This window comes from Synechococcus sp. RS9907 (assembly GCF_014279615.1).
GTDB lineage: Bacteria > Cyanobacteriota > Cyanobacteriia > PCC-6307 > Cyanobiaceae > Parasynechococcus.
Window position 1 is genome coordinate 1,340,974 of the sequence record NZ_CP047944.1, and the last position, 25,284, is coordinate 1,366,257.

At 61.5% G+C, this 25,284-nt stretch carries 28 protein-coding genes and 1 tRNA gene; 23 read left to right on the forward strand and 6 right to left on the reverse strand.

What is annotated here, in order from left to right; all coding sequences use genetic code 11:
* Position 1 precedes the first annotated feature (1 nt).
* The 3 genes from pstC to pstB are packed head-to-tail and all read left to right on the forward strand — an operon-like array spanning position 2 to position 2,710.
* Positions 2–949 (forward strand): phosphate ABC transporter permease subunit PstC, encoded by a 948-nt coding sequence (gene pstC / locus SynRS9907_RS07195; RefSeq protein WP_188020507.1) that lies wholly within the window; start codon positions 2–4, stop codon positions 947–949.
* 1 nt (position 950) lies between these two features.
* Complete coding sequence (pstA, locus tag SynRS9907_RS07200) at positions 951–1,868, forward strand: phosphate ABC transporter permease PstA (RefSeq protein WP_188020508.1); 918 nt, start codon at positions 951–953, stop codon at positions 1,866–1,868.
* A gap of 20 nt (positions 1,869–1,888) precedes the next feature.
* The gene (gene pstB, locus SynRS9907_RS07205) at positions 1,889–2,710 is read left to right on the forward strand and encodes a phosphate ABC transporter ATP-binding protein PstB (protein WP_114989240.1); all 822 of its coding nucleotides are present in this window, start codon (positions 1,889–1,891) and stop codon (positions 2,708–2,710) included.
* A gap of 87 nt (positions 2,711–2,797) precedes the next feature.
* Here pstB and SynRS9907_RS07210 read toward each other — a convergent pair.
* Positions 2,798–2,884: transfer RNA gene (locus SynRS9907_RS07210), tRNA-Ser, on the reverse strand.
* Positions 2,885–2,937: 53 nt separating this feature from the next.
* Here SynRS9907_RS07210 and SynRS9907_RS07215 point away from each other — a divergent pair.
* The 12 genes from SynRS9907_RS07215 to SynRS9907_RS07270 all read left to right on the forward strand — a co-directional run bounded on the left by SynRS9907_RS07215 (position 2,938) and on the right by SynRS9907_RS07270 (position 14,029).
* Complete coding sequence (locus SynRS9907_RS07215; RefSeq protein WP_114989241.1) at positions 2,938–3,306, forward strand: 2Fe-2S iron-sulfur cluster-binding protein; 369 nt, start codon at positions 2,938–2,940, stop codon at positions 3,304–3,306.
* A 2-nt stretch (positions 3,307–3,308) separates the two neighbouring features.
* Positions 3,309–4,196 carry an inositol monophosphatase family protein gene (locus SynRS9907_RS07220; protein WP_188020509.1) on the forward strand — a complete coding sequence of 296 codons (888 nt, stop codon included), beginning with the start codon at positions 3,309–3,311 and terminating at the stop codon, positions 4,194–4,196.
* A gap of 22 nt (positions 4,197–4,218) precedes the next feature.
* The gene (locus SynRS9907_RS07225) at positions 4,219–5,397 is read left to right on the forward strand and encodes an ATP phosphoribosyltransferase regulatory subunit (RefSeq protein ID WP_188020510.1); all 1,179 of its coding nucleotides are present in this window, start codon (positions 4,219–4,221) and stop codon (positions 5,395–5,397) included.
* Positions 5,398–5,422: 25 nt separating this feature from the next.
* Positions 5,423–5,647 (forward strand): ferredoxin family protein, encoded by a 225-nt coding sequence (locus SynRS9907_RS07230; protein ID WP_006851587.1) that lies wholly within the window; start codon positions 5,423–5,425, stop codon positions 5,645–5,647.
* Between the two features lie 104 nt (positions 5,648–5,751).
* Positions 5,752–7,656 carry a molecular chaperone HtpG gene (gene htpG / locus SynRS9907_RS07235; protein ID WP_188020511.1) on the forward strand — a complete coding sequence of 635 codons (1,905 nt, stop codon included), beginning with the start codon at positions 5,752–5,754 and terminating at the stop codon, positions 7,654–7,656.
* A gap of 79 nt (positions 7,657–7,735) precedes the next feature.
* Positions 7,736–7,972 (forward strand): 50S ribosomal protein L28, encoded by a 237-nt coding sequence (gene rpmB / locus SynRS9907_RS07240; RefSeq protein WP_006850205.1) that lies wholly within the window; start codon positions 7,736–7,738, stop codon positions 7,970–7,972.
* A gap of 12 nt (positions 7,973–7,984) precedes the next feature.
* Positions 7,985–8,545, forward strand: a complete 561-nt coding sequence (locus tag SynRS9907_RS07245) for a peroxiredoxin (RefSeq protein WP_188020512.1) — start codon at positions 7,985–7,987, stop codon at positions 8,543–8,545.
* 52 nt (positions 8,546–8,597) lie between these two features.
* Positions 8,598–10,088: a glucosylglycerol-phosphate synthase gene (gene ggpS, locus SynRS9907_RS07250; protein WP_115132673.1), complete on the forward strand. Its 1,491-nt coding sequence runs from the start codon at positions 8,598–8,600 to the stop codon at positions 10,086–10,088.
* Entirely contained in the window at positions 10,085–11,350 is a 1,266-nt protein-coding gene (locus SynRS9907_RS07255; RefSeq protein ID WP_188020513.1) for an ABC transporter substrate-binding protein, read from the forward strand. The genes ggpS and SynRS9907_RS07255 overlap by 4 nt, the downstream gene beginning before the upstream one ends.
* Positions 11,347–12,213, forward strand: coding sequence for a carbohydrate ABC transporter permease (locus SynRS9907_RS07260; protein ID WP_188020514.1), 867 nt, complete (start codon positions 11,347–11,349; stop codon positions 12,211–12,213). Before SynRS9907_RS07255 ends, SynRS9907_RS07260 begins: the two co-directional genes overlap by 4 nt.
* Positions 12,214–12,224: 11 nt before the next feature.
* On the forward strand, positions 12,225–13,040 hold the full coding sequence (locus SynRS9907_RS07265; protein WP_188020515.1) for a carbohydrate ABC transporter permease: 816 nt from the start codon (positions 12,225–12,227) through the stop codon (positions 13,038–13,040).
* Complete coding sequence (locus SynRS9907_RS07270) at positions 13,037–14,029, forward strand: ABC transporter ATP-binding protein (protein WP_188020516.1); 993 nt, start codon at positions 13,037–13,039, stop codon at positions 14,027–14,029. Before SynRS9907_RS07265 ends, SynRS9907_RS07270 begins: the two co-directional genes overlap by 4 nt.
* Here the strand turns inward: SynRS9907_RS07270 and csaB are convergent.
* Positions 13,986–15,068 carry a polysaccharide pyruvyl transferase CsaB gene (csaB, locus tag SynRS9907_RS07275; protein ID WP_188020517.1) on the reverse strand — a complete coding sequence of 361 codons (1,083 nt, stop codon included), beginning with the start codon at positions 15,066–15,068 and terminating at the stop codon, positions 13,986–13,988. The two genes, SynRS9907_RS07270 and csaB, sit on opposite strands and share 44 nt — an antisense overlap.
* Positions 15,069–15,122: 54 nt before the next feature.
* Here csaB and SynRS9907_RS07280 point away from each other — a divergent pair, with 54 nt between their 5' ends.
* The 3 genes from SynRS9907_RS07280 to psaK all read left to right on the forward strand — a co-directional run bounded on the left by SynRS9907_RS07280 (position 15,123) and on the right by psaK (position 16,026).
* A complete protein-coding gene (locus SynRS9907_RS07280; protein ID WP_115082328.1) occupies positions 15,123–15,416 on the forward strand; it encodes a DUF2499 domain-containing protein in 294 nt (97 codons plus the stop codon).
* Positions 15,413–15,700, forward strand: coding sequence for a DUF3593 domain-containing protein (locus SynRS9907_RS07285; RefSeq protein ID WP_115082329.1), 288 nt, complete (start codon positions 15,413–15,415; stop codon positions 15,698–15,700). Before SynRS9907_RS07280 ends, SynRS9907_RS07285 begins: the two co-directional genes overlap by 4 nt.
* Before the next feature lie 68 nt (positions 15,701–15,768).
* Complete coding sequence (gene psaK, locus SynRS9907_RS07290) at positions 15,769–16,026, forward strand: photosystem I reaction center subunit PsaK (protein WP_188020518.1); 258 nt, start codon at positions 15,769–15,771, stop codon at positions 16,024–16,026.
* 50 nt (positions 16,027–16,076) lie between these two features.
* Here the strand turns inward: psaK and SynRS9907_RS07295 are convergent, their stop codons facing one another.
* Positions 16,077–17,264: an NAD(P)/FAD-dependent oxidoreductase gene (locus SynRS9907_RS07295; protein WP_188020519.1), complete on the reverse strand. Its 1,188-nt coding sequence runs from the start codon at positions 17,262–17,264 to the stop codon at positions 16,077–16,079.
* A gap of 13 nt (positions 17,265–17,277) precedes the next feature.
* A complete protein-coding gene (gene dxs / locus SynRS9907_RS07300) occupies positions 17,278–19,209 on the reverse strand; it encodes a 1-deoxy-D-xylulose-5-phosphate synthase (protein WP_188020520.1) in 1,932 nt (643 codons plus the stop codon).
* Between the two features lie 80 nt (positions 19,210–19,289).
* Between dxs and ilvA the strand changes: the two genes are divergently transcribed.
* Genes ilvA through SynRS9907_RS07315 form a run of 3 tightly spaced genes read left to right on the forward strand, consistent with a single transcriptional unit; the run spans position 19,290 to position 21,677 of the window.
* Positions 19,290–20,819 carry a threonine ammonia-lyase, biosynthetic gene (gene ilvA / locus SynRS9907_RS07305; protein WP_188020521.1) on the forward strand — a complete coding sequence of 510 codons (1,530 nt, stop codon included), beginning with the start codon at positions 19,290–19,292 and terminating at the stop codon, positions 20,817–20,819.
* 39 nt (positions 20,820–20,858) lie between these two features.
* The gene (gene scpB / locus SynRS9907_RS07310; RefSeq protein WP_188020522.1) at positions 20,859–21,356 is read left to right on the forward strand and encodes an SMC-Scp complex subunit ScpB; all 498 of its coding nucleotides are present in this window, start codon (positions 20,859–20,861) and stop codon (positions 21,354–21,356) included.
* A 24-nt stretch (positions 21,357–21,380) separates the two neighbouring features.
* Entirely contained in the window at positions 21,381–21,677 is a 297-nt protein-coding gene (locus tag SynRS9907_RS07315) for a YggT family protein (protein WP_114989255.1), read from the forward strand.
* A 14-nt stretch (positions 21,678–21,691) separates the two neighbouring features.
* Here SynRS9907_RS07315 and SynRS9907_RS07320 read toward each other — a convergent pair whose 3' ends face one another.
* Positions 21,692–22,165, reverse strand: coding sequence for a hypothetical protein (locus SynRS9907_RS07320; RefSeq protein WP_188020523.1), 474 nt, complete (start codon positions 22,163–22,165; stop codon positions 21,692–21,694).
* A 7-nt stretch (positions 22,166–22,172) separates the two neighbouring features.
* On the reverse strand, positions 22,173–22,502 hold the full coding sequence (locus tag SynRS9907_RS07325) for a nucleoside triphosphate pyrophosphohydrolase family protein (RefSeq protein WP_188020524.1): 330 nt from the start codon (positions 22,500–22,502) through the stop codon (positions 22,173–22,175).
* Positions 22,503–22,558: 56 nt separating this feature from the next.
* Here SynRS9907_RS07325 and pyk point away from each other — a divergent pair, with 56 nt between their 5' ends.
* Both pyk and SynRS9907_RS07335 read left to right on the forward strand, forming a co-directional pair.
* A complete protein-coding gene (gene pyk, locus SynRS9907_RS07330; RefSeq protein WP_188020525.1) occupies positions 22,559–24,010 on the forward strand; it encodes a pyruvate kinase in 1,452 nt (483 codons plus the stop codon).
* A 13-nt stretch (positions 24,011–24,023) separates the two neighbouring features.
* Positions 24,024–25,253, forward strand: coding sequence for an ABC transporter permease (locus tag SynRS9907_RS07335; RefSeq protein WP_188020526.1), 1,230 nt, complete (start codon positions 24,024–24,026; stop codon positions 25,251–25,253).
* The last annotated feature ends 31 nt before the right edge of the window (positions 25,254–25,284 follow it).

Genomic DNA, 25,284 nt, shown 5'->3' on the forward strand with positions numbered 1-25,284 from the left:
CATGTCCGACCCGGACAGTCGTTACTTGCTCCGAAGCCGTCCACCAGCGGAAAAGCTGGTGGACATCAGTTTCAGAAACCTCGCCATCGCCATGGCCTCCGTTGTGGCGATCGTTCTGTTCTCAATCCTTGTGGTGGTTTTCCAGGGGAGCCTGGATTCCATGGCCCGCTACGGATGGCAATTTCTGGTCACCTCAGACTGGAATCCCGTGGACGATCAGTACGGGGCCGGAGCCGCGATCTACGGCACCTTGATCACATCACTGCTCGCGTTGATGATCGCGGTGCCCCTCGGTGTGGGCACAGCCATTTTCATCACCGAAAACATCATTCCCAAGCGGATCAGGGACGTGATCGGCCTGATGGTGGAACTGCTCGCGGCGATTCCATCGGTGGTGCTTGGCCTCTGGGCCATTTTTGTGATGGAACCGTTCATCAGGCCTGGGCTGGAACTTCTTTATCAGCTGTTCAATTGGTTCCCCCTGTTCAGCACCCCACCTATGGGTCCTGGCACCATTCCCGCAATGTTGATCCTGGTGGTGATGATCCTGCCGATCATCACGGCGATCTCCCGTGATTGCCTGAATCAGGTTCCCCCGCAACTACGCCAGGCGGCCTATGGGGTAGGCACAACCCGCTGGGGAGCCATCATCAATGTGATTCTCCCGGCAGCGATTTCCGGAATCATTGGTGGTGTGATGTTGGCCTTGGGCCGCGCCATGGGCGAAACCATGGCCGTGACCATGATCATCGGCAATTCCAACAACTTCAGCGTTTCGCTGCTGGCCCCTGGCAACACCATCGCAGCGATGCTGGCCAATCAATTTGGTGAGGCGGATGGCTCCCAGGTGTCATCACTGATGTACGCAGCATTCGTGCTGATTGTTCTCACCCTGTGCGTGAATATTTTTGCCCAGTGGATCGTGAAGCGTTTGAGCCTGAAGTACTGACATGACACAGACGCTCACCCACAACAAGGCCGAGTCAGCATCTGACCTCAGCTACAAACCCTTTCAACGCAGAAACATCAGCAGCAGGGCGCTCTCGTTTCTGGCAGCCCTGTTTGCCGCGATTGCTGTTCTGCCCCTGATCCTTGTGCTGGGCTACGTGCTCGTGCAGGGGGGCAGCAAGATCAGCCTGGCCCTGCTGACGCAACTCCCACCACCGCCAGGCCTCGAAGACGGCGGCATCGCCAATGCAATCGTTGGAACGCTGGTGGTGACGGCCATCGCTGCACTGATCGCCGTTCCGGTGGGCGTCGGCGGCGGAGTTTTTCTGGCTGAATACTCCCGTTCGGGATGGTTCGCTCAGTTCATCCGCTTCGGCACCAATGTGCTGGCCGGGGTGCCATCGATCATCGCCGGCGTTTTCATCTACGGCACGATCGTCACCAGTCGAATCCTGTTCGGAAACGCCTACAGCGCCGTGGCCGGCGGCATGGCACTGGCGGTGCTGATGCTTCCCACAGTGATCAAAACCACTGATGAAGGTCTGAAGCTGGTGCCCGACGATCTCCGGCGTGGTGCCCTCGGGGTGGGGGCATCCCGGTTCGTCACCGTTGTTCGAATCACCCTGCCTGCCGCATTAACCCCGATAGCCACAGGGGTTGTGCTGGGCATCGCCCGAGCAGCAGGGGAAACAGCTCCCTTGATCTTCACCGCTCTGTTCTCACCGTTCTGGTCGGATCTGCTCACACCGGATGGAATCTTCGCTCCAATCGCGACCCTCTCGGTGATGATCTACAACTTCGCGATCATGCCCTACGAATTTCACAACGAGCTGGCGTGGGCCGCATCGTTTGTGCTCGTGGTGATGATCCTGGCCCTGAACCTGTTCTCTCGCTGGCTGGCGCGATTTGCTGCCAAATAAACCTTCTTCTACATAAAACAATGACGACTCTTCAACAGCCCCAAGCCACCGAGTCCCACAACGCAGACGTCGCCCTTTCACTGCAGAACGTCACGATCAGCTACGGCAATTTCGAAGCCGTCAAAAACGTCTACTGCGAGATTCCCCGCGGCAAGGTGACAGCCTTCATTGGCCCATCCGGATGTGGAAAGTCCACGGTGCTTCGTTCATTGAATCGGATGAACGATCTGATCGAAGGCTGCTCACTGAAGGGAAGCATCCTGTTTGGAGGTGTAGACCTCTACGGGCCCAGGATTGATCCCGTGGAGGTGCGCCGCCGGATCGGAATGGTGTTCCAACAACCCAACCCATTCCCGAAAAGCATCTACGAAAACATCGCCTTCGGCGCTCGCATCAATGGCTACACCGGAGACATGGATGAGCTTGTTGAGCGTTCCCTCCGCCAGGCGGCGGTTTGGGATGAGTGCAAAGACAAGCTGAATGAAAGCGGGTATTCGCTCTCCGGCGGACAGCAGCAGCGCCTCTGCATCGCGCGCACGATCGCGATTCAACCGGAGGTCATCCTCATGGATGAGCCCTGTTCAGCTCTTGATCCCATCTCAACGTTGAAGATCGAGGAGACGATGCATGAGCTCAAAAAGAGCTTCACCATCGTGATCGTCACCCACAACATGCAGCAGGCCGTTCGCGTCAGCGACATGACCGCCTTCTACAACGCAGAGGCCGTTGAAGGCGGAACAGGAAAGGTGGGTTACCTCGTGGAATTCAACGAGACCGACAAGATCTTCAACGCCCCCCAACAGCAGGCCACCCAGGACTACGTTTCCGGTCGTTTCGGCTGATCGCCGAGCCGGCCCGAGCAGGGCCGTGATTGGGCCTTCAGGCCTAGAAAAGGGCAAAAAAAATCCGGTCCTGAAGGACCGGAGAAGCGGAGAGCGAGGGATTCGAACCCTCGATAGAGTTGCCCCTATACAGCATTTCCAGTGCTGCGCCTTCGACCACTCGGCCAGCTCTCCACCGGCTAAATGGGGCAGGTGAGAATGTAGCAGGGCACTGCCAGCAGACCTTCATGCGTCCCAGCCACAGGATCACGATTCACTGGCGCCAGGAGGGTCGCACCATCACCCACGACGTGCCTGAGGGGGACTACATCCTTCACAGCTTCGAAGAGCAGGGTGACCCACTTCCTTTCTCCTGCAGAAACGGATGCTGCACGGAGTGCGCCGTTCGCGTGCAGAGCGGCAACCTCGACCAGCGCGAAGCCATGGGTCTGTCGCGGGAGCTGAGGGACAAGGGCTACGGCCTGCTCTGCGTGGCCCGCGCCATCGGGCCCCTGGAGGCTGAAACCCAGGATGAGGATGAGGTGTACGAGCTGCAGTTCGGTCGCCACTTCGGCAAAGGGCGCGTTACTGCTCGCATTCCCCTCGAAGAGGAGTGAACATGCCGAAATCGATCTGCACCCGTGCCGCCCACGAAGCCGGGCTCAACCCAAGCGATCTGGAGCGTCTTGTCGGCGTGGCCCGCTCAGCGGCCGATGCCGGTGGCCAGGAACTGATGCGCCACTACGGGCGCCTGTCGTCCATCGAAAGCAAAGGCCGCATCGGCGACCTGGTCACCAATGCCGACCTTGCTGCCGAACGCATCGTCTTGGAGCTGCTGGCGGAGCAAACCCCTGAGATTGCTGTGCTGGCCGAGGAAAGCGGGGCAGCCGGTCAGCAGGACGGCCTGAGGTGGTGTGTTGACCCCCTCGATGGGACCACAAACTTCGCCCACGGCTACCCCTTCTTTGCCACCTCGATCGGGCTCACCATGGGCCAGCAGCCCATCCTCGGGGCCATTGCTGTGCCCTTTCTGAAGGAGATGTACTGGGGGGCACCGGGGGTCGGAGCGTTCTGCAACGAAAGCCCACTGCAAGTCAGCAGTTGTGATCGGCTCGAAGACTCGCTGCTGGTCACCGGGTTCGCCTACGACCGGCACACCCGACTCGACAACAACTACGCCGAGTTCTGCTGGTTCACCCATCGCACCCACGGCGTGCGCCGGGGCGGTGCTGCAGCGGTGGACCTGGCCTTCGTGGCCGCTGGCCGCCAGGACGGCTATTGGGAACGGGGCCTGTCTCCCTGGGATCTGGCCGCTGGTGTGGCGTTGGTGGATCTGGCCGGTGGAACCGTCACCAGCTATGGCAATCGACCCTTCGACCTCTCCAGTGGCCGGGTCGTGGCCGCTGGCGCCAGCCTGCATGCGGCGATCACCGAGGGGCTGTCTCAGGTGCAACCACTGCCTGGAGCCGCCTTCGGAGCGCCAGAGGTCACGGCCATGGGATCCTGAGGCGTGGCCGAGAGGACGTGAGATGGCGCTGCAACCTGCAGCTGGCGCAAAGGATCTGAATCCACGTCAGGTGGAGACCAACCGACAGCTGACGGAACGTCTGGCGTCGGTCTACCGCCTCTGGGGCTACGACGAGGTCTCGCCACCCCGGGTGGAACGCCTGGCCACCCTGATGGCCGGCGGTGCCATCGACAGCTCAGACATTGTTCGTCTGGTGGCTGATGACCCCCTCGGGCTGCGCCCGGAGATGACGGCATCCATCGCCAGAGCCGCCTGCACCCGATTTGCAGATCGCCAGAGACCGCTGCGGCTCTGGGCCTCTGGCACGGTGTTTCGCACCCGTTCCGCCGATGAGGGTGGTCAGTGCATTGAGGAAAACCTTCAGAGCGGCGTTGAACTGTTCGGCGTCAGTGGCAGCGAGGCGGAGATGGAGCTGCTGAGCCTGCTGATGGCCTCCGTTCAGACCCTGGGGCTGCAGGCCAGCCAGAAACCAAGGCTGTTGCTGGGTCACACCGCTCTGATGGATCTGGTGCTTCGTCCGTTCAGCGGTGCGTTGCGTGATCAAATCCGCACGGCATTGATCGATTTCGACCGGTTGGCCATCGAGGGCTTCGATCTGGCCGACGCTGAGAAGACCAGGCTGCTCTCCTTGTTGGACTGCCGTGGCACCCCCGACCAGGTGCTGAGGCAGCTCGGCAGTCTCTGCGGGGAACAGCCGGTCTTCGATGAGCTGCGGCGCCTCTGTGCGCATCTCGCCTCGGCAGCTCAGGCTCAGGCGGTGACGATCCAGCTGGATCCAACCTTTCAACCCCATTTCGAGCTCTACACCGGCCTGGTGTTCCAGCTGGTCTGTGATGGCCGTAGTTCACCGGTGGTGATTGCCCGCGGCGGACGCTACGACGATCTGGTGCGCCGTTGCGGCGCAACGGATGACCGAGCTTTTGGCGCAGGGTTCAGCCTCGCGATCGATCCGATCCGCGAACTGATATCAGACCTGGATGCTGCCGAACAGGAGCATTCCGATGTTCTCGTTGCTTTTTCAACGGCCTCGAATCTGGAATCCGCCATGGAGCGTCAGCGCGGCTGGCACGAGCAGGGACGCACCGCTGTGATGGCCCTGGAACCCCTGGCGTCCAAGCAGGAGGCTGAGCAGCAGGCGAAGGCCCAGGGTGGACTGCAGCTGGATTGGGTCGATCCTTAGGATCCCGCTGTGCAGCAGGACCTCCATGGCTCATTCCATCGTCACTGACGTTTGCGAGGGCATCGCTGACTGCGTTGATGCCTGCCCCGTAGCCTGTATCGACCAAGGCAAAGGAAAGAACAAGAAGGGCACTGACTTCTACTGGATCAATTTCGACACCTGCATCGATTGCGGGATCTGCCTGCAGGTGTGTCCCGTTGAGGGGGCCATCGTCGCTGAAGAGCGCCCCGACCTGCAGAAGACGCCCTGATCTGGGCCAAGGGACGGAGGCACGAAGGTACGGAGAACCCCCTGAAACAGCCGTTGAGCCTGGGTAAAACCTGTCTCTAGTGTCTGGTTTTTCACAGCAAAGGAATGGCGGTGCTGGAGGAACAGGGTCAGATTCAGATCCACACCGAAAACATTTTCCCGATCATCAAAAAGGCCGTTTATTCCGGCCATGAGGTGTTTCTTCGGGAACTGGTGAGCAATGGCGTGGATGCCATCAGCAAGCGCCGCATGGCGGCCATGGCCGGCGATTGCAGCGAAGGGGATGACGGAGCCATCCGGATCACGGTGGATCGAGAGGCGAAGACCGTCACCATCAGCGACAACGGCATCGGCATGACCGCCGATGAGGTGAAGCGCTACATCAATCAGGTGGCCTTCTCCAGCGCCGAGGATTTCCTGGAGAAGTACAAACAGGAAAACGACGCCATCATTGGCCACTTCGGCCTGGGCTTCTATTCCAGCTTCATGGTGGCCGAACGGGTGGAGCTGCTGACCCGTTCAGCCCGGCCCGAGGCTGAAGCCGTGCGCTGGAGTTGTGATGGATCTCCGAACTTCAGCCTCACTGCCGCCGAGAAAGAGCAGCCCGGCACGGACGTGATCCTTCATCTGATGGAGGACGAGCTCGAATATCTGGAGCCGGCTCGCATCCGCACCCTGATCAACACCTACTGCGACTTCATGGCACTACCGGTGCAGCTGGAAGGGGAAACCATCAACAAGATGGATGCCCCCTGGCGAAAAAGCGCCAGAGATCTCAGCGATCAGGACTACATCGATCTTTACCACTACCTGTATCCCTTCCAGGGCGATCCCCTGCTCTGGGTTCACCTCAACACCGACTACCCCTACAACCTCCAGGGCATCCTGTTTTTCCCGAAGCAAACCGGTCGTGCCGACTGGGAGAAGGGAGAAATCAAGCTGTACTGCAACCAGGTGTTCGTCAGCGATTCGATCAAGGAGGTCGTTCCGCGCTACCTGTTGCCCCTGCGGGGGGTGATCGATTCACCCGATATCCCCCTGAACGTGAGCCGCAGTGCTCTGCAGACCGACCGACGCGTTCGCTCCATCGGCAATTTCGTCGCCAAGAAAGTGTCGGACCGGCTGCGGAATCTGAAAAAGGAGGATCCCAAGGGCTATGCCGAGGCCTGGGATGCCCTGGCACCCTTCGTGAAGATCGGCGCCATGGAGGACGAGAAGTTCGCCGAGCAGGTGTCTGAGTTGATTTTGTTCGCCACCACCGCCGCCGCTGGTGAAGGGGACGACGCTGACCCGATCGCTTGCGATGGCCGTGCATTCACCACCCTGGAGGGATACCGCAGCCGCCTGGCCGCGGATCAAAACAAACGTGTGCTGTACAGCACCGATGACGTTGCCCAGGCCGGTGCGCTCAACCTCTGGACCTCCCAGGGCGCGGAAGTGCTGAAACTGGAGACGGTGATCGACACCCAGTTCATCCCCTGGCTGGAGCATCGCCATGAGGAACTCACCTTCCAGCGCGTCGACTCGGAACTGGACGAAAGCCTGAAGGACAACGATGCCGAACTCACCGATCAAGACGGCACCACGGAGTCAGACCGACTGCGTGATCTGATCAAAGCGGCCCTTGGCAACGACAAGGTGACCGTTCAGGTGCAGGCCCTGAAAGCCGAGGGGGCACCGCCGGCCATGATTCTTCTGCCGGAACAGATGCGCCGGCTGAACGACATGGGCGCCCTGATGGAACAACGCCTGCCGGGCCTTCCCGAGCATCACGTGCTGCTGGTGAACCGGCGCCACCCCCTTGTGGAGGGGATGCTGAAGTTGCGTGCCGGTGGCGTGCTGGTGGGAGCGGCGGAAACATCGCCGACCGCAAGCCTGGCCGAGGATGTGGCCCGCCATCTGTATGACATGGCGCGCTTGGGCGTCGGGGGTCTGGAGCCCAATGAGCTGGCCGGTTTCCAGACCCGCAGCGCTGAATTGATGGGTGCCTTGATGCAGAGAGGACTTTGACCTGAAGACCTTTTGCTAAATTGGTTGTTTGGAACTGGTTTTTCAGCTCCAAACAACCTCTCAGTAGAAGGACATCGTCATGTCACGGGTGTGTCAGCTCACCGGTACTCGCGCCAACAACGGCATGGCCGTGAGCCATTCCCACATCCGCACCAAGAAGCTGCAGCAGGCCAACCTGCAGCAGCGTCGCCTCTGGTGGGCGGAAGGCAACCGCTGGGTGAAACTGCGTGTGACCACCCGCGCCCTCAAAACCATCCAGAAGAAAGGCCTGGGCGCCTACGCCAAGTCTCTGGGCATTAACCTGGCCAAGATCTGAGATCTTGAACGGGTGAATCGGCGGGAATTACTAGTCAAGTCCGGCCTTTTCCTTGCAGCTCTGACGCTCACACCCTCGCGGGCTTCGGCCCTCGGGGGTGTTGTTTTGGAAACGGGTACAACCGTGCCTGATTTCGATCTGCCCGGATCCAGTCAGTCCGAACCCGATCGGAAGCAATGGAGCAGCCGTGATCTGCGCGGCCGCTGGCTCGCGGTTTACTTCTATCCAAGGGATTTCACCGGCGGATGCACGATCGAAGCCCGGGGCTTCGAAAGCCTTCACAACGACTTCCTTCAGGCCGGTGCGGAAGTGATCGGCATCAGCGCCGACAGCGTTGACGACCATGAATCCTTCTGTGAGAGCGAAGGATTGAGCTTCCCCCTGCTGTCCGATCCCGACGGGACCGTGAGCAAGGCCTACGGGTCGTGGATGGCGCCGTACTCGCTGCGCCACACCTTTCTGATCGATCCGGACGGGGTCTTGCGTGAACGCTGGGTGGCGGTTCGACCCAACGGTCACGCCCGCGAGGTGCTGGATTCGTTGCTGTCTTTTCAGACCAAAGCCGCCGTTTGACAAAAGAGCGCTTTTGCTGAATGGTGGACCGAACGAAGCGTTGTTCGAATAAATGGGTGCGGGTCAGAGTTCATTTGTAATCCTCTATCACCGCACGCCGTTCGACGAATCAAAAGACAAGAACGGGAAAAGAATATGGGTCGATCAGAAAAGCCCTAACGGAATTATTCCAACCCTTCGCAACCTCTTCCGTAGCTGCGAAAAAGGCACTTGGATTGCCTGGAGACGGGTCGACGATCAGTCGAATGAGGGTACAGAACGGTTTGAGATGGAACACCCTTCACCGTTCACTCTGTGCCGAATCCCCCTGGAAGATGAACAGATCTCCAGTTTTTATCACATCACATCCAAAGAATGCTTCTGGCCAATACTTCATACATTTCCAACATATTTCAATGTCAACAACGCGAACTGGAAGATCTTTGAAGAGGTCAACAAACGTTTCGCCATGGCGGCATGCGCTGAAGCCGCCGAGGGTGCAACGGTGTGGGTGCATGACTACAACCTTTGGCTGGCTCCCGGTTACATCCGAGCCGAACGTCCAGACCTGAAGATTGCCTTTTTTCATCACACTCCTTTCCCGGGGAATGATGTTTTCGCCATCCTTCCCTGGCGTGAGCAGATCCTGGAAAGTTTGCTCTGTTGTGATGTCGTCGGCTTCCACATTCCCCGCTACACCGAAAACTTTGCCCGCGCCGCCACAACCCTGGTGGGCGCCAAACGAGGGCCCAAAGTGCCGGTGGACAAGAAATTCATTGAGGTGGGAACCGCCCTTTCGGAAGGCACGGTCACCAGTCACCTCGAGCACAACGGTCGCACCATTCAGCTGCTCAGCTCTCCGGTGGGCACCTCACCGGATCTGATTCAGGAATTGTGCTGGAGCCCGTCGGTTGAAAGTCATGGCGAATTGATCGTTCAAGACACCAAAAAAGGCCGAAAACTGATCCTCTCTGCCAGTCGGGTGGATTACACCAAGGGCAACGAAGAGTTGCTGCTGGCTTTTGAACGGCTGTTGGAACGACGCAAGGATCTGCATGGCCAGGTGGTGCTGATGCTGGCCTGTGTGGCCGCTGCCAGTGGAATGAAGATCTACGAAGACACCCAACGATCAATCGAGGAGATGGCCGGACGCATCAACGGCCGCTTCAGCCAGATCGATTGGGTGCCCATCCGCTTTTCCACCCGCCGGATCCCCTACGACGAAATGATCGCCTGGTTCTGCCATGCCGATGTCTGCTGGATCACTCCGCTGCGGGATGGCCTGAATCTGGTGGCCAAGGAGTACGCCGCAGCTCGACGCAACCGTGGCGGCGTTCTTGTGCTCTCGGAATTCACCGGAGCCTCGGTCGTGCTGGATGGCGCCGTGCTCACCAATCCCTATTCCAATCGCCGCATGGATGAGGCCATCGAATCGGCACTGGAAATGGATGAAGACGAGCAGCGCGACCGCATGAGCCGCATGACCGATGCCGTGGAGAACTACACGGTGAGCGACTGGGCCGAGGAACAGATGTCTGGCCTGTCGCCCTCCACCCCGCAATGAAACTGCGCCGCTGGCTCTTGGGCGGTGCCTTGGCGCTGGTGATGGCCCTGGGTGTTCTGGTTGGTTCAGCCTCCTCGCGCGCGGAGGAGGTGAGCATCCTGATGCCGTCGTCCTTCACCGATGCCAGTGCCGATCTGGTGAAAGCCTTCAACCGCGAGCATCGCGGCCGGATTAATCTCAGCTTGATTCGCGGTCCGTTGAACACGGAATCGATTTCAGACCTGGCGATCAGCAGTCTTTTGCTCGGTGATGCGCCGTTCGACGCGCTGTTGATGGATGTCACCTGGTTGCCAAAATATGCAGCCGCCGGCTGGCTGGAAGCCCTGGATCCCTGGTTTGGTGAGGGCGACCAGAAGCAGCTGGTGCAAGGGGCACGGCTGGGCAATGACTACGACGGCCATCTTTACCGCTGGCCCCTGGTGGCCGATGTGGGACTGCTCTACTGGCGCACGGATCTGATGGAGCAGCCACCAACAACGCCCGATGCGCTGGTGGAGGTTGCCGGACGCCTGGTTGAAAGCCAGGCCGTTGCCAATGGTTTTGTCTGGCAGGGGCGTCAGTACGAAGGATTGAGCTGCGACTTCCTTGAAGTGCTGGAGGGCTTCGGCGGTGACTGGATGGACACCACCACCAACGTCATGGAGCTCGATTCGCCTGAGGCAACGGCCGCAGCAGCCTGGTTGAACGGTCTGATCAGCGAAGGCGTCAGCCCATACGCCGTGACCAATTACGCCGAGGCGGAGTCGCTTCAGGCCTTCAAGGCCGGTGATGCCGCTCTGATGCGCAACTGGCCCTACGCCTGGGCTGAACTGCAGAAAGACGACAGCGCGGTGAAGGGCAACGTCGGCATCAGCCTGATGGTGGCGCAACCGGGTGAACGTCCCGGGGCCACCCTCGGCAGCTGGGGGCTGAGCCTGATGCGCCAATCGCAGCACAAGGAAGCAGCGGTGGAAGCGATTCGCTACCTCACCAGCGAAAACGCCCAGCGGCAGCGCTTTCTCAACAACGGCTACACCCCCATTCAGGCGGATCTGTTCAACGACCCGGAGATGCTGAAGGCCTCTCCCGTGCTGCCGGACCTGCTGGTGGCCTTGAACCATGCGGTGGTTCGACCGCCAACCCCGCTGTATGCCCAGTTGAGCGATGTGGTGCAGCGAGAACTCAACGGCTTGTTCACCGCTGCCGGGTCCGCCGATGAGGCCATGGCCACCAGTCAGCAGCGGAGCCAGACTCTGCTGCGCGCTGCGGGAGCCACGCCATGACGATGCTCCTGGCTGCACCTGCGCTGCTGTTGATCGCGGTGGTGTTCGGTTGGCCGATGCTGCGCTACGCCTGGCTGAGCTTCCACGCTGATTCCGTTCTCACCGGCCTTGAACCGGTGGCCAACGGCGGAGCCAACTGGTGGCGACTGGCGGCTGATCAGCGCTTCTGGCTGGATGCCGGACAAACCGCGCGATTCGCCCTGATCTCAGTGGGTTTGGAGTTGCTGTTGGCCCTGGCCATTGCGCTGCTGCTGCATCAACGCTGGCGCGGCAGGGGAGCTGTTCGGGCCCTGACCCTGCTGCCCTGGGCCCTGCCCACAACAATGATGGCCCTGGGCTGGCGCTGGATCTTCAACACCCCCTACGGCCCGATCGAGGTGCTGGCACGAAGCCTTGGCCTCAACTCCCTGGATCTGCTGTCCACCCCATCGATCACCTGGCTGGTGACCGTGATTGCGGATGTCTGGAAAACAACGCCCTTCATCACGCTGATTCTTCTGGCGGGACTCCAGAGCATTCCCGTCGACCTCTACAGCGCCTTTCGCCTGGAAGGGGGAACGCCCCTTCAGGCGCTTCGCAGGGTCACCCTGCCGCTGCTGCTCCCTTACATCCTGCTGAGCCTGCTGTTCCGTCTGGCCCAGGCCTTCGGGGTGTTTGATCTGGTGCAGGTGCTGACTGGTGGCGGTCCCGCCGGCAGCACCGAAAGCATCGCCCTCTATGCCTACCTCAACGGCATGCGCTTCCTCGATTTCGGCTACAGCGCCACGGTGATGCTCGCGGGATTCCTATTGCTGACCGCGCTAATTCTTGCGGGCACGTTGCTGCTGAGGAGCTTCGGTCTGTTGCGGTCCCTGGACCGATGACACGTGGACTGATGACACGACGTTCCCTCTGGATTGCACTGCTGCTGGTCTGGTCCCTCGCTCCGATGCTGTGGCAGCTGCTGAGTTCCTTCACCACCGCAGATGCTCTGGTCAATGACCAACTGAGCTTCTGGAGCCGTTGGACGCTGAACAACTACCGGGATCTGCTCAGCACCGATCCACCCTTCTGGCGTTACCTGCTCAACAGCAGCTTGGTGGCTTCCCTCACCACACTGCTCACCTTGATGCTGGCCATCCCCGCCGCCTACGGACTGGCAAAGCTGCCTCAGCAGTTGAAAGGAATCCTCCGCACTGCCGTGGTGGGCGCCGCTCTGTTCCCTTATGTGCTGCTGTTTCTGGCGCTGCTCGAACTGGCCCGCACCTTTGCCCTCGGCAACAACCTGATCGCCATCGCCATTCCCTACAGCGCTTTGTCGATGCCTCTGGCTCTGCTGCTGCTCACGGCGGCGTTTGAAGCCCTGCCCAACGACCTCGAAGACGCAGCCAAGCTGGAGGGATTGTCGTTGTGGCAGCGGCTGCGCTGGGTGCTGCTCCCCTTGATTGCACCGGCCTCCGCCAGCACGGCAATCCTGGTGTTCCTGTTCGCCTGGAACGAATACCCCGTGGCGCTCACCTGGCTGAGCCGCAGCGATCTGCTCACATTGCCGGTGGCGATGGCCCGAATTGCGGGATCATCCACCTATTCCGTCCCCTACGGCACCTACGCGGCAGCCACCGTGCTCGGTGCCATTCCTCTTCTGGTGCTGGTGCTGGTGTTTCAGCGCCAGATCGTCAGTGGACTCACCAACGGAGCCATCAAGGGATGACACTGCAACTTCGGGCCATCAACAAGCGCTTCGGCGAGCGACAGGTTCTCCACCAGCTCGACCTCGATGTGGCCAACGGCGAATGCGTCGCTCTGCTGGGGGCCAGCGGCTGTGGGAAAAGCACGGCCCTGCGTCTGATCGCCGGGCTCGATCACCCCGATGAAGGGTCGATTCGCATCAATGGTGCGGAGATGGTCGACGTGCCCGCTGAGCATCGCCGGGTGGGGATGGTGTTTCAAAGCTATGCCCTGTTCCCGCATCTGAATGTGTGGGACAACCTCGAACTGGGGCTGCGGATGCGGGGCGGTAGCGCCGCCACCCGCGATGAACGAATCCGCGGCGTGCTGGAGGTGTTGCAGCTCAGCGGGCAAGCCCGGCAACGGCCCTCACAACTGTCCGGCGGCCAGCGCCAGCGCGTCGCCCTGGCCCGAGCCCTGTTGCGGGACCCCCTCGTTTATCTGCTCGATGAGCCGATGAGCAATCTGGATGCCCAGTTGCGTGAGGACCTGCGGCCTCAATTGCGCCGCCTGATGATCGGCGGTGAGCAGCCTGTGGTTTACGTCACCCATGACCAGCAGGAGGCGATGGCGCTGGCGGATCGCATCGCTGTGATGCGCGAGGGAAGGATTGAACAGATCGGAACACCCCGCGAGTTGTACCTGCAACCGGCCAGCACCTACGTCGCCCAGTTCATCGGCCGCCCGCAGATGAATCTGCTGCCAGCCAGAGATGGAGTGATCACCGGTATCCGACCGGACGATCTAAGGCTCGATCCCGCGGGCTCACCCTGCACGATCCTCAGCCGTGAATGGTTCGGAGCCAACCAGATGCTGCTGGTGCGCTGCGATCGCGGCGACCTGCGGCTGGTCTGCCCCGGAGAGACAGCGATCGAGGCTGAGCCACGCATCAGTTGGCCCAGCGCTTGTGAGCATCGCTTCGATGCCGTCAGCGGCCGTCGTCTGCCGTCAAATCGGCTGCCATCCGATTGAGAAGCTCGCTGTGCGCTGACGCCTGGCGGCGCAGGGCTTCGGTCTGATCAGGATCGGCTGGACGGTCCACCTCGGACCGCCAAAGCGTCAGCAGATCATCCACAGAGGGAAGCGAGCGCAAGGGGATGCAGGGCACCGTGGCCATGGCCGCTGCAGCCTCCACCTTCGGGTCGTAGCTGAGGGCAGCCATGGGGCTGTTGGCCAGTCGGGCCAGGATCAGGGCATGTAACCGCATCGGCAGCACCAGGCGCGCCCGCTGCACCAGATCGGACACAGCCTCCAGGGACTGGGGCACCAGGGTTGAGCTGCGCGCCTTCAATCGCGCCGGCAGCAGACCTTGATCACTCAGCTGCTGCAACAGGGGTGCGTCCTGATGGTGATGAAAGGCCAGCCAGATCACCGGCGCATCCAAGTCGGCACCAAGCCGATCCAGGGCTTCGGTTAAGCAACGCCAGCCCGCGGAATCCAGCAAAGGTGTGGGACGCCAGCTGAGCACGATGGCGTCGCCACCAAGCCAAGGGCGCGCCGGCATCTGCCAGACCGGATCGGCGGCCAGAACCATCGGCAGCTTTGGGGCCCAACGCTGGGCCCAATCAAAGGAGCGCTGATCCCTCCAACTTGCTGCCTTGCAGAAGGGCAACACCGTGCGAACCAACAGGCGACTGATCCGACGCCGCAAGGGTCCAAGGCCCTGCCCCCAGAGAACCACCTCGGCGCCACCAAGGCGGGCAACCGTCATCAGCAGCAGGTAATAAACGAGGCTGCTGAAGCTGGTGCTGTCCTGCAGCAGGCTCCCGCCACCAAGCACCAGAACATCAGCCCTCAGGGCCGCACGTAGACAGCGCCGCAAAGAACGGCGGTTCACCGTGTGCGCCGACGGAGCCAAGGCCAGAACGGGAGCTGGATCGCGGGCTGTGATCAACAGCTGCTGCGGCTCGGGAAGAGACGACACCAGCACCTGCAGCAGGGCATCGTCGCCGAGGTTGTGCTCTCCGTAGTAGCCGCAAAGCAGCAATACAGGCGCAGTGGGGCGGACCACGGGCAGCAGCCTGTTCACTCCGGGCATTATCAACCGATTCCTAGGATTCAGGGCATGCACGCGTTGTCGCTCGGAACCTGGTGGATCCATGTCGCCTCCGTGGTGGAGTGGTGCGTGGCGATCGTGTTGATGCATCGGCGTGGGCTGCAGGGCCTGGCCTGGGCCATGCTTCCGGCCCTCGTCAGTGCCATGGCTGCCTGCACCTGGCATCTGTTTGACAACAGCGAAGCGCTGCGGGGGCTTGTCACCCTTCAGGCCCTGTTCACCGTGATCGGCAACTGCACCCTGGCCTTGGCGGCCTGGCAGCTCCAACGACGCCGGCAGGTGGACGGAGTCAGTGCTCCATGAACTTCGATCCCGCACCGCTGTTCGCCGCCTCGCTGATCCCCTATCTCCTGTTTCTGCACTGGCTGCGGAAAAGTGAGGCGCTTCCGCTGATGGCGGAGCGGGGCTTTCAGCTCACCCTGCTGTTTGTGGCCGTCACGATTGGTGCTGCCATTGCCGCCCTGCGCTGCTGCTCAGCGGAACTGGTGGAGATTGACTGGTTGCACGGTGGGGCAGAAGCCTTTCTCACCCTCAGCAACACGGTTTTGGTGATCGGTTTGTTGTACCCAACCCCCAAAAAAGGGTGAACAACTCTTAAGAGAGGCAGGCAAGGCGTCGCTAGCGCCGGAAGATGAGGTGTCGCTCATTGGCTCGAATGCTGACCCACCTTTTCGCGATCGCTCCCGCCTCCGTGTCCTGGTCTCCCAAGGTCGCCCTGGTGATGATCCTCTGCAATGTGGTTGCCATCATGGTCGGCAAGGCCACGATCAAGCACCCCAACGTTGGCGCCGAACTCCCCAACGCTTCCTTCTTCGGCGGCATGGGTCACGCTGCCCTGCTCGGCACCACCAGCCTCGGCCACATCATCGGCATTGGCGCCATCCAGGGTCTGGCCGCCCGCGGCGTTCTCTGAAGCACATGTCTTGAGGGAGGAGCCAGTCTCCTCCCTGAAACAACCCTGTCTCAGAGCAGATACGGCAGCAGCCTGAGGCCGTATCGCTCGAAGTTGTAGCTGAACAACAGCTCTGAGAGAGCGGGGGCTTCTGCGGTCGCAGAAAGCCCATGGATCAAACGTTCCAGACGGCGATCCGCCCTTGGATTGTCGAGTCCCCACCAGGTGCGCCGCGCCAGCCGGCCCGACACCAACCAACGCCAACTCCGCTGGGCCTTGAGTTGCTCTTGGTAGCGAAGGGCAATGGCCGTGGAGTCCCCAGACATCCCTCCAGCGATCAGCAGTTCGGCCAGTTGATCCGCGCTGTCCATCGCATGGCGGATCCCTTCTCCCCCAAGCAGATTGGCGGAACTGGCCGCATCCCCCACCGCCAGCAGGGCACCAGCCACCAAAGGTTCGGAGCGGGCGATGCTGCTGGACACCGGCCCGCCATGGCGATCCAGCACCGGGCAGGCGCTCAAGCCGCAGCGTTGAATCAAGCGCTGAAGGGGTCCAGCCAGGCTGCCGGGACTCGGACGATCCTCCGGTGGAAGGTGACAGACCCCCACCTTCAGCCGTTGCCCCTGCATGGGAAAGATCCAGCCATATCCATAGGGGATCCAGGCGGTGCCCAGAAAGAAACTGATCCGATCCCGCCAGGCAGCCGCCTGACGGTCATCGGTCTGCAGCAACCACTCAACGCCGATGCCCTGCAGTAGAGGATCCTCGGGATTGGGGCTGAGGCCGGCCTGCTGCAGCAGATCTCGGCGTGCACCGGTGGCATCAATCAACCAGCGCGCTGAGCGAAATGACGAACGCCCATCACGTGTTTGCAACCGCACGCTGGCTTGATCGGCCGTGAGCGTGCTCAGCGCGGCCCGGCAGCCCTGGATCAATTCGACCCCATGGCGGCGCGCTTCCTCCCAGAGCCAGGACCGAAGCCGGCCGAAGTCGAGCACCACCCCCAGATCGCCGGACGACCACCACTGATGAACCAGACCCGAGGGATCGTGCAGCTGCCAGCCCTGCCAGGTGGCGGCAATGGCGTCATCCGGCAGACCCAAGCGACGAACAGCCTCCAGAGGCAGGGCGCCACTGGAATAGGCATGGCGATGGGGATCAGCCAGGCGATCCACCAGGGTCACCTCAGCACCCGCCCGCGCCAGTTGAATCGCCAGACGGGCACCGGACGGTCCCGCACCAACGATCAGAACGGACACTGATGCCTCAGCTTCAGGCCTGCAGGGCCTTGACCGAAGCGCTGGCAGGCAGATCACCAGAGGTGTTGCTGAAGCGCTCAAGGATGCGTTCAGCCATCTGCGCAGGAGTCAGGCCAAGAGCTTCCTTGCTCTGCTGCGGCGTGGCGTGATCAACCAGCTGGTCGGGGATGCCGATGCGCAACATCGACACGTTGATGTCCTGATCGATCAACGACTCCAGAACCGCTGCGCCAAAACCACCGGGCAGGGCTCCCTCTTCCATGGTGACCACACGAGGGATGCGACGTGCCAGGGGATGGATCAGCGCCTGATCCAGGGGCCTCAGGAAGCGGGCGTTGATCACGGTGGTGGAGAGACCGGCTTCCTCCAGAAGCGTTGCTGTGGCGAGGGCCGGAGCCACCATCGAGCCGTAGGCGACGATCATCAGATCGTCGCCTTCCCGCAGCAGTTCACCGCGGCCGATCGGCAGCGATTCCCAACCCTCTTCCATCAAGGGCACGCCTTCTCCGGAGCCCCGCGGAATCCGCAACGCCGTGGGCCCGTCGTGCTGCAGACAGGTCACCAGCATGCGCTGCAGCTCAGCCTCATCCTTCGGTGCCATCACCGTGAAGTTGGGAATGGCCCGCATGTAGCTGATGTCGTACTGACCCTGGTGGGTCGGCCCGTCGGCACCAACGATGCCGGCACGATCGAGCACGAAGGTGACCGGCAGCTTCTGGATGCCCACGTCGTGGATCAACTGGTCGTAAGCGCGCTGAAGGAAGGTGCTGTAGATGGCAACGACAGGACGCAACCCCTCGCAGGCCATGCCTGCCGCCAGGGTGACGGCATGTTGCTCAGCGATGCCCACATCCACGTACTGGTCCGGAACGGCCTTCTGAAGCAGATCGAGACCGGTACCGGTGGCCATGGCCGCAGTGATGCCGATCACCCGACTGTTCTGCTCACAGAGCTTGACCAGGGTCTGCCCAAACACCTTGCTGTAGCTGGGGGGCTTGGGTTTGGACGACGGAATTGCCTTGCCGGTGCCGAGATCAAAAGCTGATTGGGCGTGATAACCCACCTGATCGGCCTCGGCGTACGGATAGCCCTTGCCCTTTTTGGTGACCACATGCACCAGCACAGGGCCACCCTCACGGTGAGCTGCCTGGAAGGTGCGCACCATTTCACCGATGTCGTGGCCGTCGATCGGCCCCATGTAGGTGAAGCCAAGTTCCTCGAACACGGCACCCACCTTGGGAACCGCGAGGCGACGCATGCTGCCCTTGAGGCGGTTGAGTTCCGCTGGAATCTCACCACCCATGAAGGGCAGATGCCGAACGCTTTCCTCAACACTCCCTGAGAGGAACTGCATCGGCGGGCTGAGCCGCGCACGGTTCAGCACGTTCGAAAGCGCACCAACCGGCGGGGAGATCGACATGTCGTTGTCGTTCAGCACCACCAGGAGCGGTGTGTTGGGAAGGTGTCCGGCGTGGTTGATGGCCTCCAGAGCCATGCCGCCTGTCAGGGCTCCATCACCGATGACGGCAACGCATTTGAACGACTCGCCCCGGTTGTCCCGCGCCATGGCCATGCCCAGCGCCGCTGAGATGGAGGTGCTGGCATGACCCGCTCCGAAGTGGTCGAAATCGCTCTCTGTGCGCTTGAGGTAACCCGCCACCCCGTGCTGCTGGCGCAGGGAGTCGAAATCGTTGAACCGGCCGGTGATCAATTTGTGGGGGTAGGCCTGATGGCCCACATCCCAGATCACACGGTCATGGTCGAGATCCAGCGTCTGGTACAGCGCCAGGGTCAGCTCCACAACCCCCAGGCCAGGCCCCAGGTGGCCACCGCTGGTGGACACCACCTGCAGATGCCGCTCACGAATCTGCCGAGCCACGTCCTCAAGCTGGGCCGGGCTGAGTCCGTGCAGTTCATTCGGATGCTTCAGATCTCCGAGATGCATGCACTGCCAACTCCAATACGTGCAATCTACGGGAACCAACCCGGATCCTGTCTGGATCGAACCCTTGGAAGAATGGTGAGATGACCGACTACCTGCAGCGGATCCTGCGTGCCCGCGTCTACGACGTGGCGCGGGAAACCCCTTTGGATCCCGCACCCAATCTGAGCCGCCGGCTGAACAACACGGTCTGGCTGAAGCGTGAGGATCTCCAGCCGGTGTTCTCGTTCAAGCTGCGCGGCGCCTACAACCGCATGGCGCAGCTCAGCAGAGACGAGCTCAAGCGCGGTGTGATTGCCTCCAGTGCCGGGAACCATGCCCAGGGCGTCGCCCTGAGTGCCCAGCGGCTTGGCTGTCGGGCCGTGATCGTGATGCCAAGCACCACACCCGAGGTGAAAGTGCGGGCCGTGCGGGCCCTGGGTGGTGACGTGGTCCTCCATGGCGAGACCTACGACGAGTGCTCCGCGGAAGCGCAGCGACGCTGCAAGGCCGAGGGGCTCACCTTCATTCACCCCTTCGACGATCCGGAAGTGATCGCAGGCCAGGGAACGATCGGCATGGAGATCATGCGCCAGGCCGAGCAGCCACCCAATGCGATCTATGTGGCCGTGGGTGGCGGTGGCCTGATCGCGGGCATCGCCGCCTACGTGAAACGGCTGTGGCCGGAAACGGAGGTGATCGGCGTGGAGCCGGTCGATGCCGATGCCCTGAGTCGCTCCCTCGAGCGAGGGCAGCGGGTGGAACTGGAACAGGTGGGGCTGTTTGCCGATGGTGTCGCCGTGAGAAAGGTGGGGGAACACACCTTTGCGCTGGCCCAGCAGTTCGTCGATCGCATGGTGCGGGTCGACACCGATGCCATCTGTGCCGCGATCAAGGACGTCTTTGAAGACACCCGTTCAATCCTGGAGCCCGCCGGTGCCCTGGCAGTGGCCGGACTCAAACAGGACGTGGCCGAGCGCCAGCTGGCGGGGCGCAATCTCGTGGCGGTGGCCTGCGGGGCCAACATGAATTTCGACCGGCTTCGCTTCATCGCCGAACGGGCTGAACTCGGGGAAGAGCGCGAAGCAATGCTGGCCGTTGAGATTCCCGAATCACCCGGCAGCCTGAGGCGGCTTTGCGAATTTCTGCGGGAGCGCAGCCTTACGGAATTCAGTTACCGCATGACTGATGGCGCCTCGGCGCAGATCTTCATCGGTGTGCAGGTGAGCGATGACAACGACCGTGCCTCACTACTGGGCCAGCTGGAGCGTGGCGGCTTCCCCTGCCTCGATCTCAGCGACAACGAATTTGCCAAGGTTCACTTGCGCCACATGGTGGGGGGCCGTCTGCCGGCTTCAGCCCGCACGGCCTGTGCCGGGGAATGCAAAGAACTGCTGTATCGCTTCGAATTTCCCGAACGCCCGGGTGCCTTGATGAGCTTCGTTGATGCTCTCCACCCCGGCTGGAGCATCAGCATCTTCCACTACAGAAACCACGGTGCTGACGTGGGGCGCATCGTTGTTGGCGTGCTGGTGCCGGAACAGGACATGCAGGGCTGGACCGAATTCCTCAATGCCCTGGGCTATCGCCACTGGGATGAAACCAACAACCCGGCCTATGGCCTGTTCCTCTGAGTTTCAGGGCGGTAACTTGAGTGCTCTCGAGGGGTTGTGATGACGTCTCCATCCCTGCCCACCCGTCTCGAGGCGATTCTTTATCTCAAGGGTCGGCCCGTCAGCATCGGCGAACTGGCCGAGCTGGCCGACGCCGACCGACGAAGCGTTGAAGAAGCCCTCGTCGCCCTGACGGCCTCCTACGCCCAGCGGGACAGTGCCCTGGAGGTCGTTGAACAGAGCGGTCGCTACGGGCTGCAGCTGCGGCCCGGCATGGGCGATCTGGTCAAGGACCTGCTGCCGGTGAACCTCTCCACGGCAACCCTGCGAACCCTCGCCACCATTGCCCTGAAGAAACGCATCCTTCAATCGGATCTTGTGGATCTGCGGGGCTCGGGGGCCTACGACCACATCAAGGAACTGCTGGCGCAGGAGTTCATCGAACGGCGTCGTCAGAGCGAGGGGCGGTCCTACTGGCTCACCCTCACCGAAAAATTTCACCGCACCTTCTCCGTGCTTCCTGATCTTGGGGCAACCGATCTGACGGAAGCTGCATAAAGTCGGAGCAGATCAGCTCCCGTCATGGAATCTCTACCCGTCACCTTGCTGCAGGTGCTGTCCCAGACCCTGCAGATCTATTCCTTGGTGCTGATCGTGCGGGTTCTGCTGAGCTGGTTCCCGAATCTGGACTGGGGCAATCCGGTGCTCAGCAGCGTGAGTGCGATCACCGACCCTTACCTGAACGCCTTCAGAGGTTTGATCCCACCGCTGGGGGGCATTGACCTCTCCGCCATCCTGGCCTTCCTGGCCTTGAACCTGTTGCAGAGCCTGGTGGGGCAGTCGATCAGCGCCTTCTACATGTCGGGTTCCAGCTGGTGATCACGTCTGGGTGATCACTGCTGCTTAATGCCCCGTTCCAAGGGAAGAAGGTCATCCTCGTCAACATCAACGCGGCTGCGGACCGGAGCGTTGAATCCACGGGCACGGGGATTTTTGATCACAAACGGCCCTGGGGTTCCGGCCGGCACTGAGATTCGCAGGGCGAACGGGGAGTGGCCAGGGTTCACATCCCCAATGGATCCCACCCGGGTTCTGTTGGGAAGAACCGGTTCACCACTGGCATCCAGGATCCGTGCATACACATCGGTGTCGATGACGCTGTTCTTGCTGCGGTTCTCAACGTCTCCCGTCAGCACATAACAGCTGGCACCAACCGGGCGGCTTAATTCAGGTTGATTGCCAGCATCAAGCTCTCCGCAGGGATCCAGGCGAACCTCACTGAGCTGCAGTTCAGCGGCGTCACAGGGGAGCGCCAGCCCAAGCAGCAGGGGCAGGCAGCACAAGACGGAAACAAATCGACGGAGCATCAGGGGATCAACGTTGGTCACCACTGCCTCCGATGCGCCCACGGGCAGCCCGGCTCGACAGTTTCTGCAGGTTGGCGTCAGCCACCTCATTCAGGTCATAGCCCAGTTCGCTGGCCAGCTGAGCCACGTACCAGAGCACATCTCCCAGCTCCAACTTGATCGCTTCGCGGGTGTCGGCATCAAACACACCGCCACGGTCGCGAATCACCTTTTTCACCTTGTCGGCCACCTCGCCGGCTTCACCGGTCAAACCGAGGGTCGGATAGATGGGATTACCGCCCACATCCGGGTAGGCAGCCGTCTTTCGGGCGGCGTCCTGATAGGAATTCATCTCCATGGGGCCGGTTGGGAAACGCCCGGATGGTAGTTTCCGCAAGGATTTTCAGCCGCGATATGGGCCAGTTCGACCTGAACCGACGGACCAAGATCGTGGCCACCATCGGCCCTGCCACCGAGAGCCCGGAGCGGATCAAGGAGCTGGTGAAGGCTGGTGCCACCACCTTCAGGCTGAACTTTTCCCACGGGGATCACAGCGAACACGCCGCTCGCATCGCCACGATTCGTCAAGTGTCTGAGGAATTGGGGAAGACCATCGGCATCCTCCAGGACCTTCAGGGCCCGAAGATCCGGCTCGGGCGGTTTGCCGAGGGGCCGATCACCCTGGCCAACGGTGATCCGTTCACGCTCACCTCAAGGCCGGTGAGCTGCGACAAGACGATCGCAACGGTCACCTACGACAAGCTGGCGGACGAAGTCACCGCAGGAAGCCGGATCCTGCTCGACGACGGCCGCGTTGAAATGAAGGTCGACACCGTCGACAAAGCGCAGCAGACCCTGCATTGCACCGTCACCGTGGGCGGTGTTCTCTCCAACAACAAGGGCGTCAACTTCCCGGACGTTCAGTTGTCCGTCCGCGCCCTCACAGACAAGGACAAGACCGACTTAGCATTCGGACTAAGCCAGGGCGTGGACTGGGTGGCCCTCAGCTTCGTCCGCAATCCCTCCGACATGGAGGAGATCCGCGGACTGATCCGCGAACAGGGCCACGAGACCCCTGTGGTGGCGAAGATCGAAAAGTTTGAGGCCATCGATCAGATCGATTCGATCCTGCCGCTCTGTGACGGCGTGATGGTGGCCCGCGGTGACCTTGGCGTGGAGATGCCGGCCGAGGAAGTGCCGTTGCTGCAGAAGGAACTGATCCGCAAGGCCAACAGCCTGGGCATCCCGATCATCACGGCCACCCAGATGCTGGATTCCATGGCCTCCAGCCCCCGGCCCACCCGAGCCGAAGTCAGCGACGTGGCCAACGCCATCCTGGATGGAACCGACGCTGTGATGCTCTCCAACGAGACCGCGGTGGGGGATTTCCCCGTGGAGGCCGTTCAAACCATGGCCACCATTGCCCGACGGATCGAGAAGGACTACCCCCAACGATCGATCGACAGCCACCTGCCCAGCACCATCCCCAATGCCTTGAGCGGTGCGGTCAGCACCATCGCCAGCCAGCTCAATGCCTCCGCGATTCTTCCCCTCACGCGAAGCGGGGCCACAGCTCGCAACGTGAGCAAGTTCCGGCCTGCGGCACCGATCCTTGCCATCACTCCTGATCGCACGGTTGCCTGTCGTCTGCAACTGGTGTGGGGCGTGACACCGCTGGTGATTCCCCAGGGCGAACGCACCACGCAGACCTTCCAGGCGGCGATGGTCAAAGCCAAGGAGCTCGATCTTCTGAAGGAGGGTGATCTCGTGGTGCAGTCCGCAGGCACGCATACCGGCGTTTCCGGATCCACAGATCTGGTCAAGGTGAGCATCGTCGGCAACGAAGCACAGGCGACACTGATCTGAGCGACGCCACACCATGAACCGGCGCATGCCCGCAACGGAAACGGTGCGGATGGCCCTGTCCACCCTGCGCAGCAACCGCCTGCGCAGCCTGCTCACGATGGTGGGCATCGTGATCGGCAACGCCTCAGTGATCACCCTGGTGGGGGTTGGACGGGGAGCGCAATTGCTGGCTGAAGGCCAGTTGAACAACCTCGGCGCCAATGTGTTGTTTGTGGTTCCGGGCAACACGAACGCCAGACGCCAAGGGGTTACGCGACCGAAAACGCTCGTGCTGGAAGATGCCGAAGCCATCGCCACCCAGGTTCCCAGCGTCAAGCGCGTGGCACCCGTGATCAACACCAATCAGGTGGTGCAGGCCGGAGCCCGCAGCTCCACGGGTGCGGTCTTCGGCGCGACATCGGAATTCCCGCCGGTGCGCGGATTCGACGTGGCCAAGGGCCGTTTCATCAACGCCAAAGACGTCTCCGGTGCGAGAGCCATTGCCGTGCTCGGCTCGGATCTGCGCACCAAGTTGTTTCCCACTGGCTCAGCGATTGGCCAGCAGGTGCGCATCGGCAATCAAAACTTTGAGGTGGTCGGTGTGATGGCCCCGAAAGGGGCCGTGTTCGGCAGCAACCAGGACGAAAACACCTACATCCCCATCACCACGATGGTGAACCGGATCACCGGTCGGGATCCGATTTATGGCGTCAGCCTCAACTCCATCAGTGTTGAAGCCAGGGATGAAAACAGCATCAACGCAGCCAGCTTTCAGATCAACAACCTGCTGAGGCAGCGGCACCGGATTCTCCGGGATGACGATTTCGTGGTGCGATCCCAGAAGGACGCTCTCACCATCGTGGGCACCATCACCGGAGGACTCACCCTGATGCTCGGGGCCATTGGTGGGATCTCGCTGCTGGTGGGAGGCATCGGGATCATGAACATCATGTTGGTGTCCGTCAGCGAACGCACCGAGGAGATCGGTCTGCGCAAAGCCCTGGGGGCCCGCAGCGGTGATGTTCTGCAGCAGTTTCTGGTGGAATCCCTGGTGCTTGCCAGCCTTGGCGGCGCCATCGGCACGCTGGCGGGTCTTGGAACCGTGAGCCTCGTGGCGGCGGTCACGCCCCTGCCAGCAACGATCGGCGCAACGATGGTGGTGGTCACCGTTGGACTCTCAGGATCCATCGGGCTCTTCTTCGGAGTTGTTCCAGCCCGACGCGCCGCAAAGCTCGACCCGATTGTTGCCCTGAGAAGCCTTTGATCAGGCCTCAGAAATCAGTCCAACTCCTTTA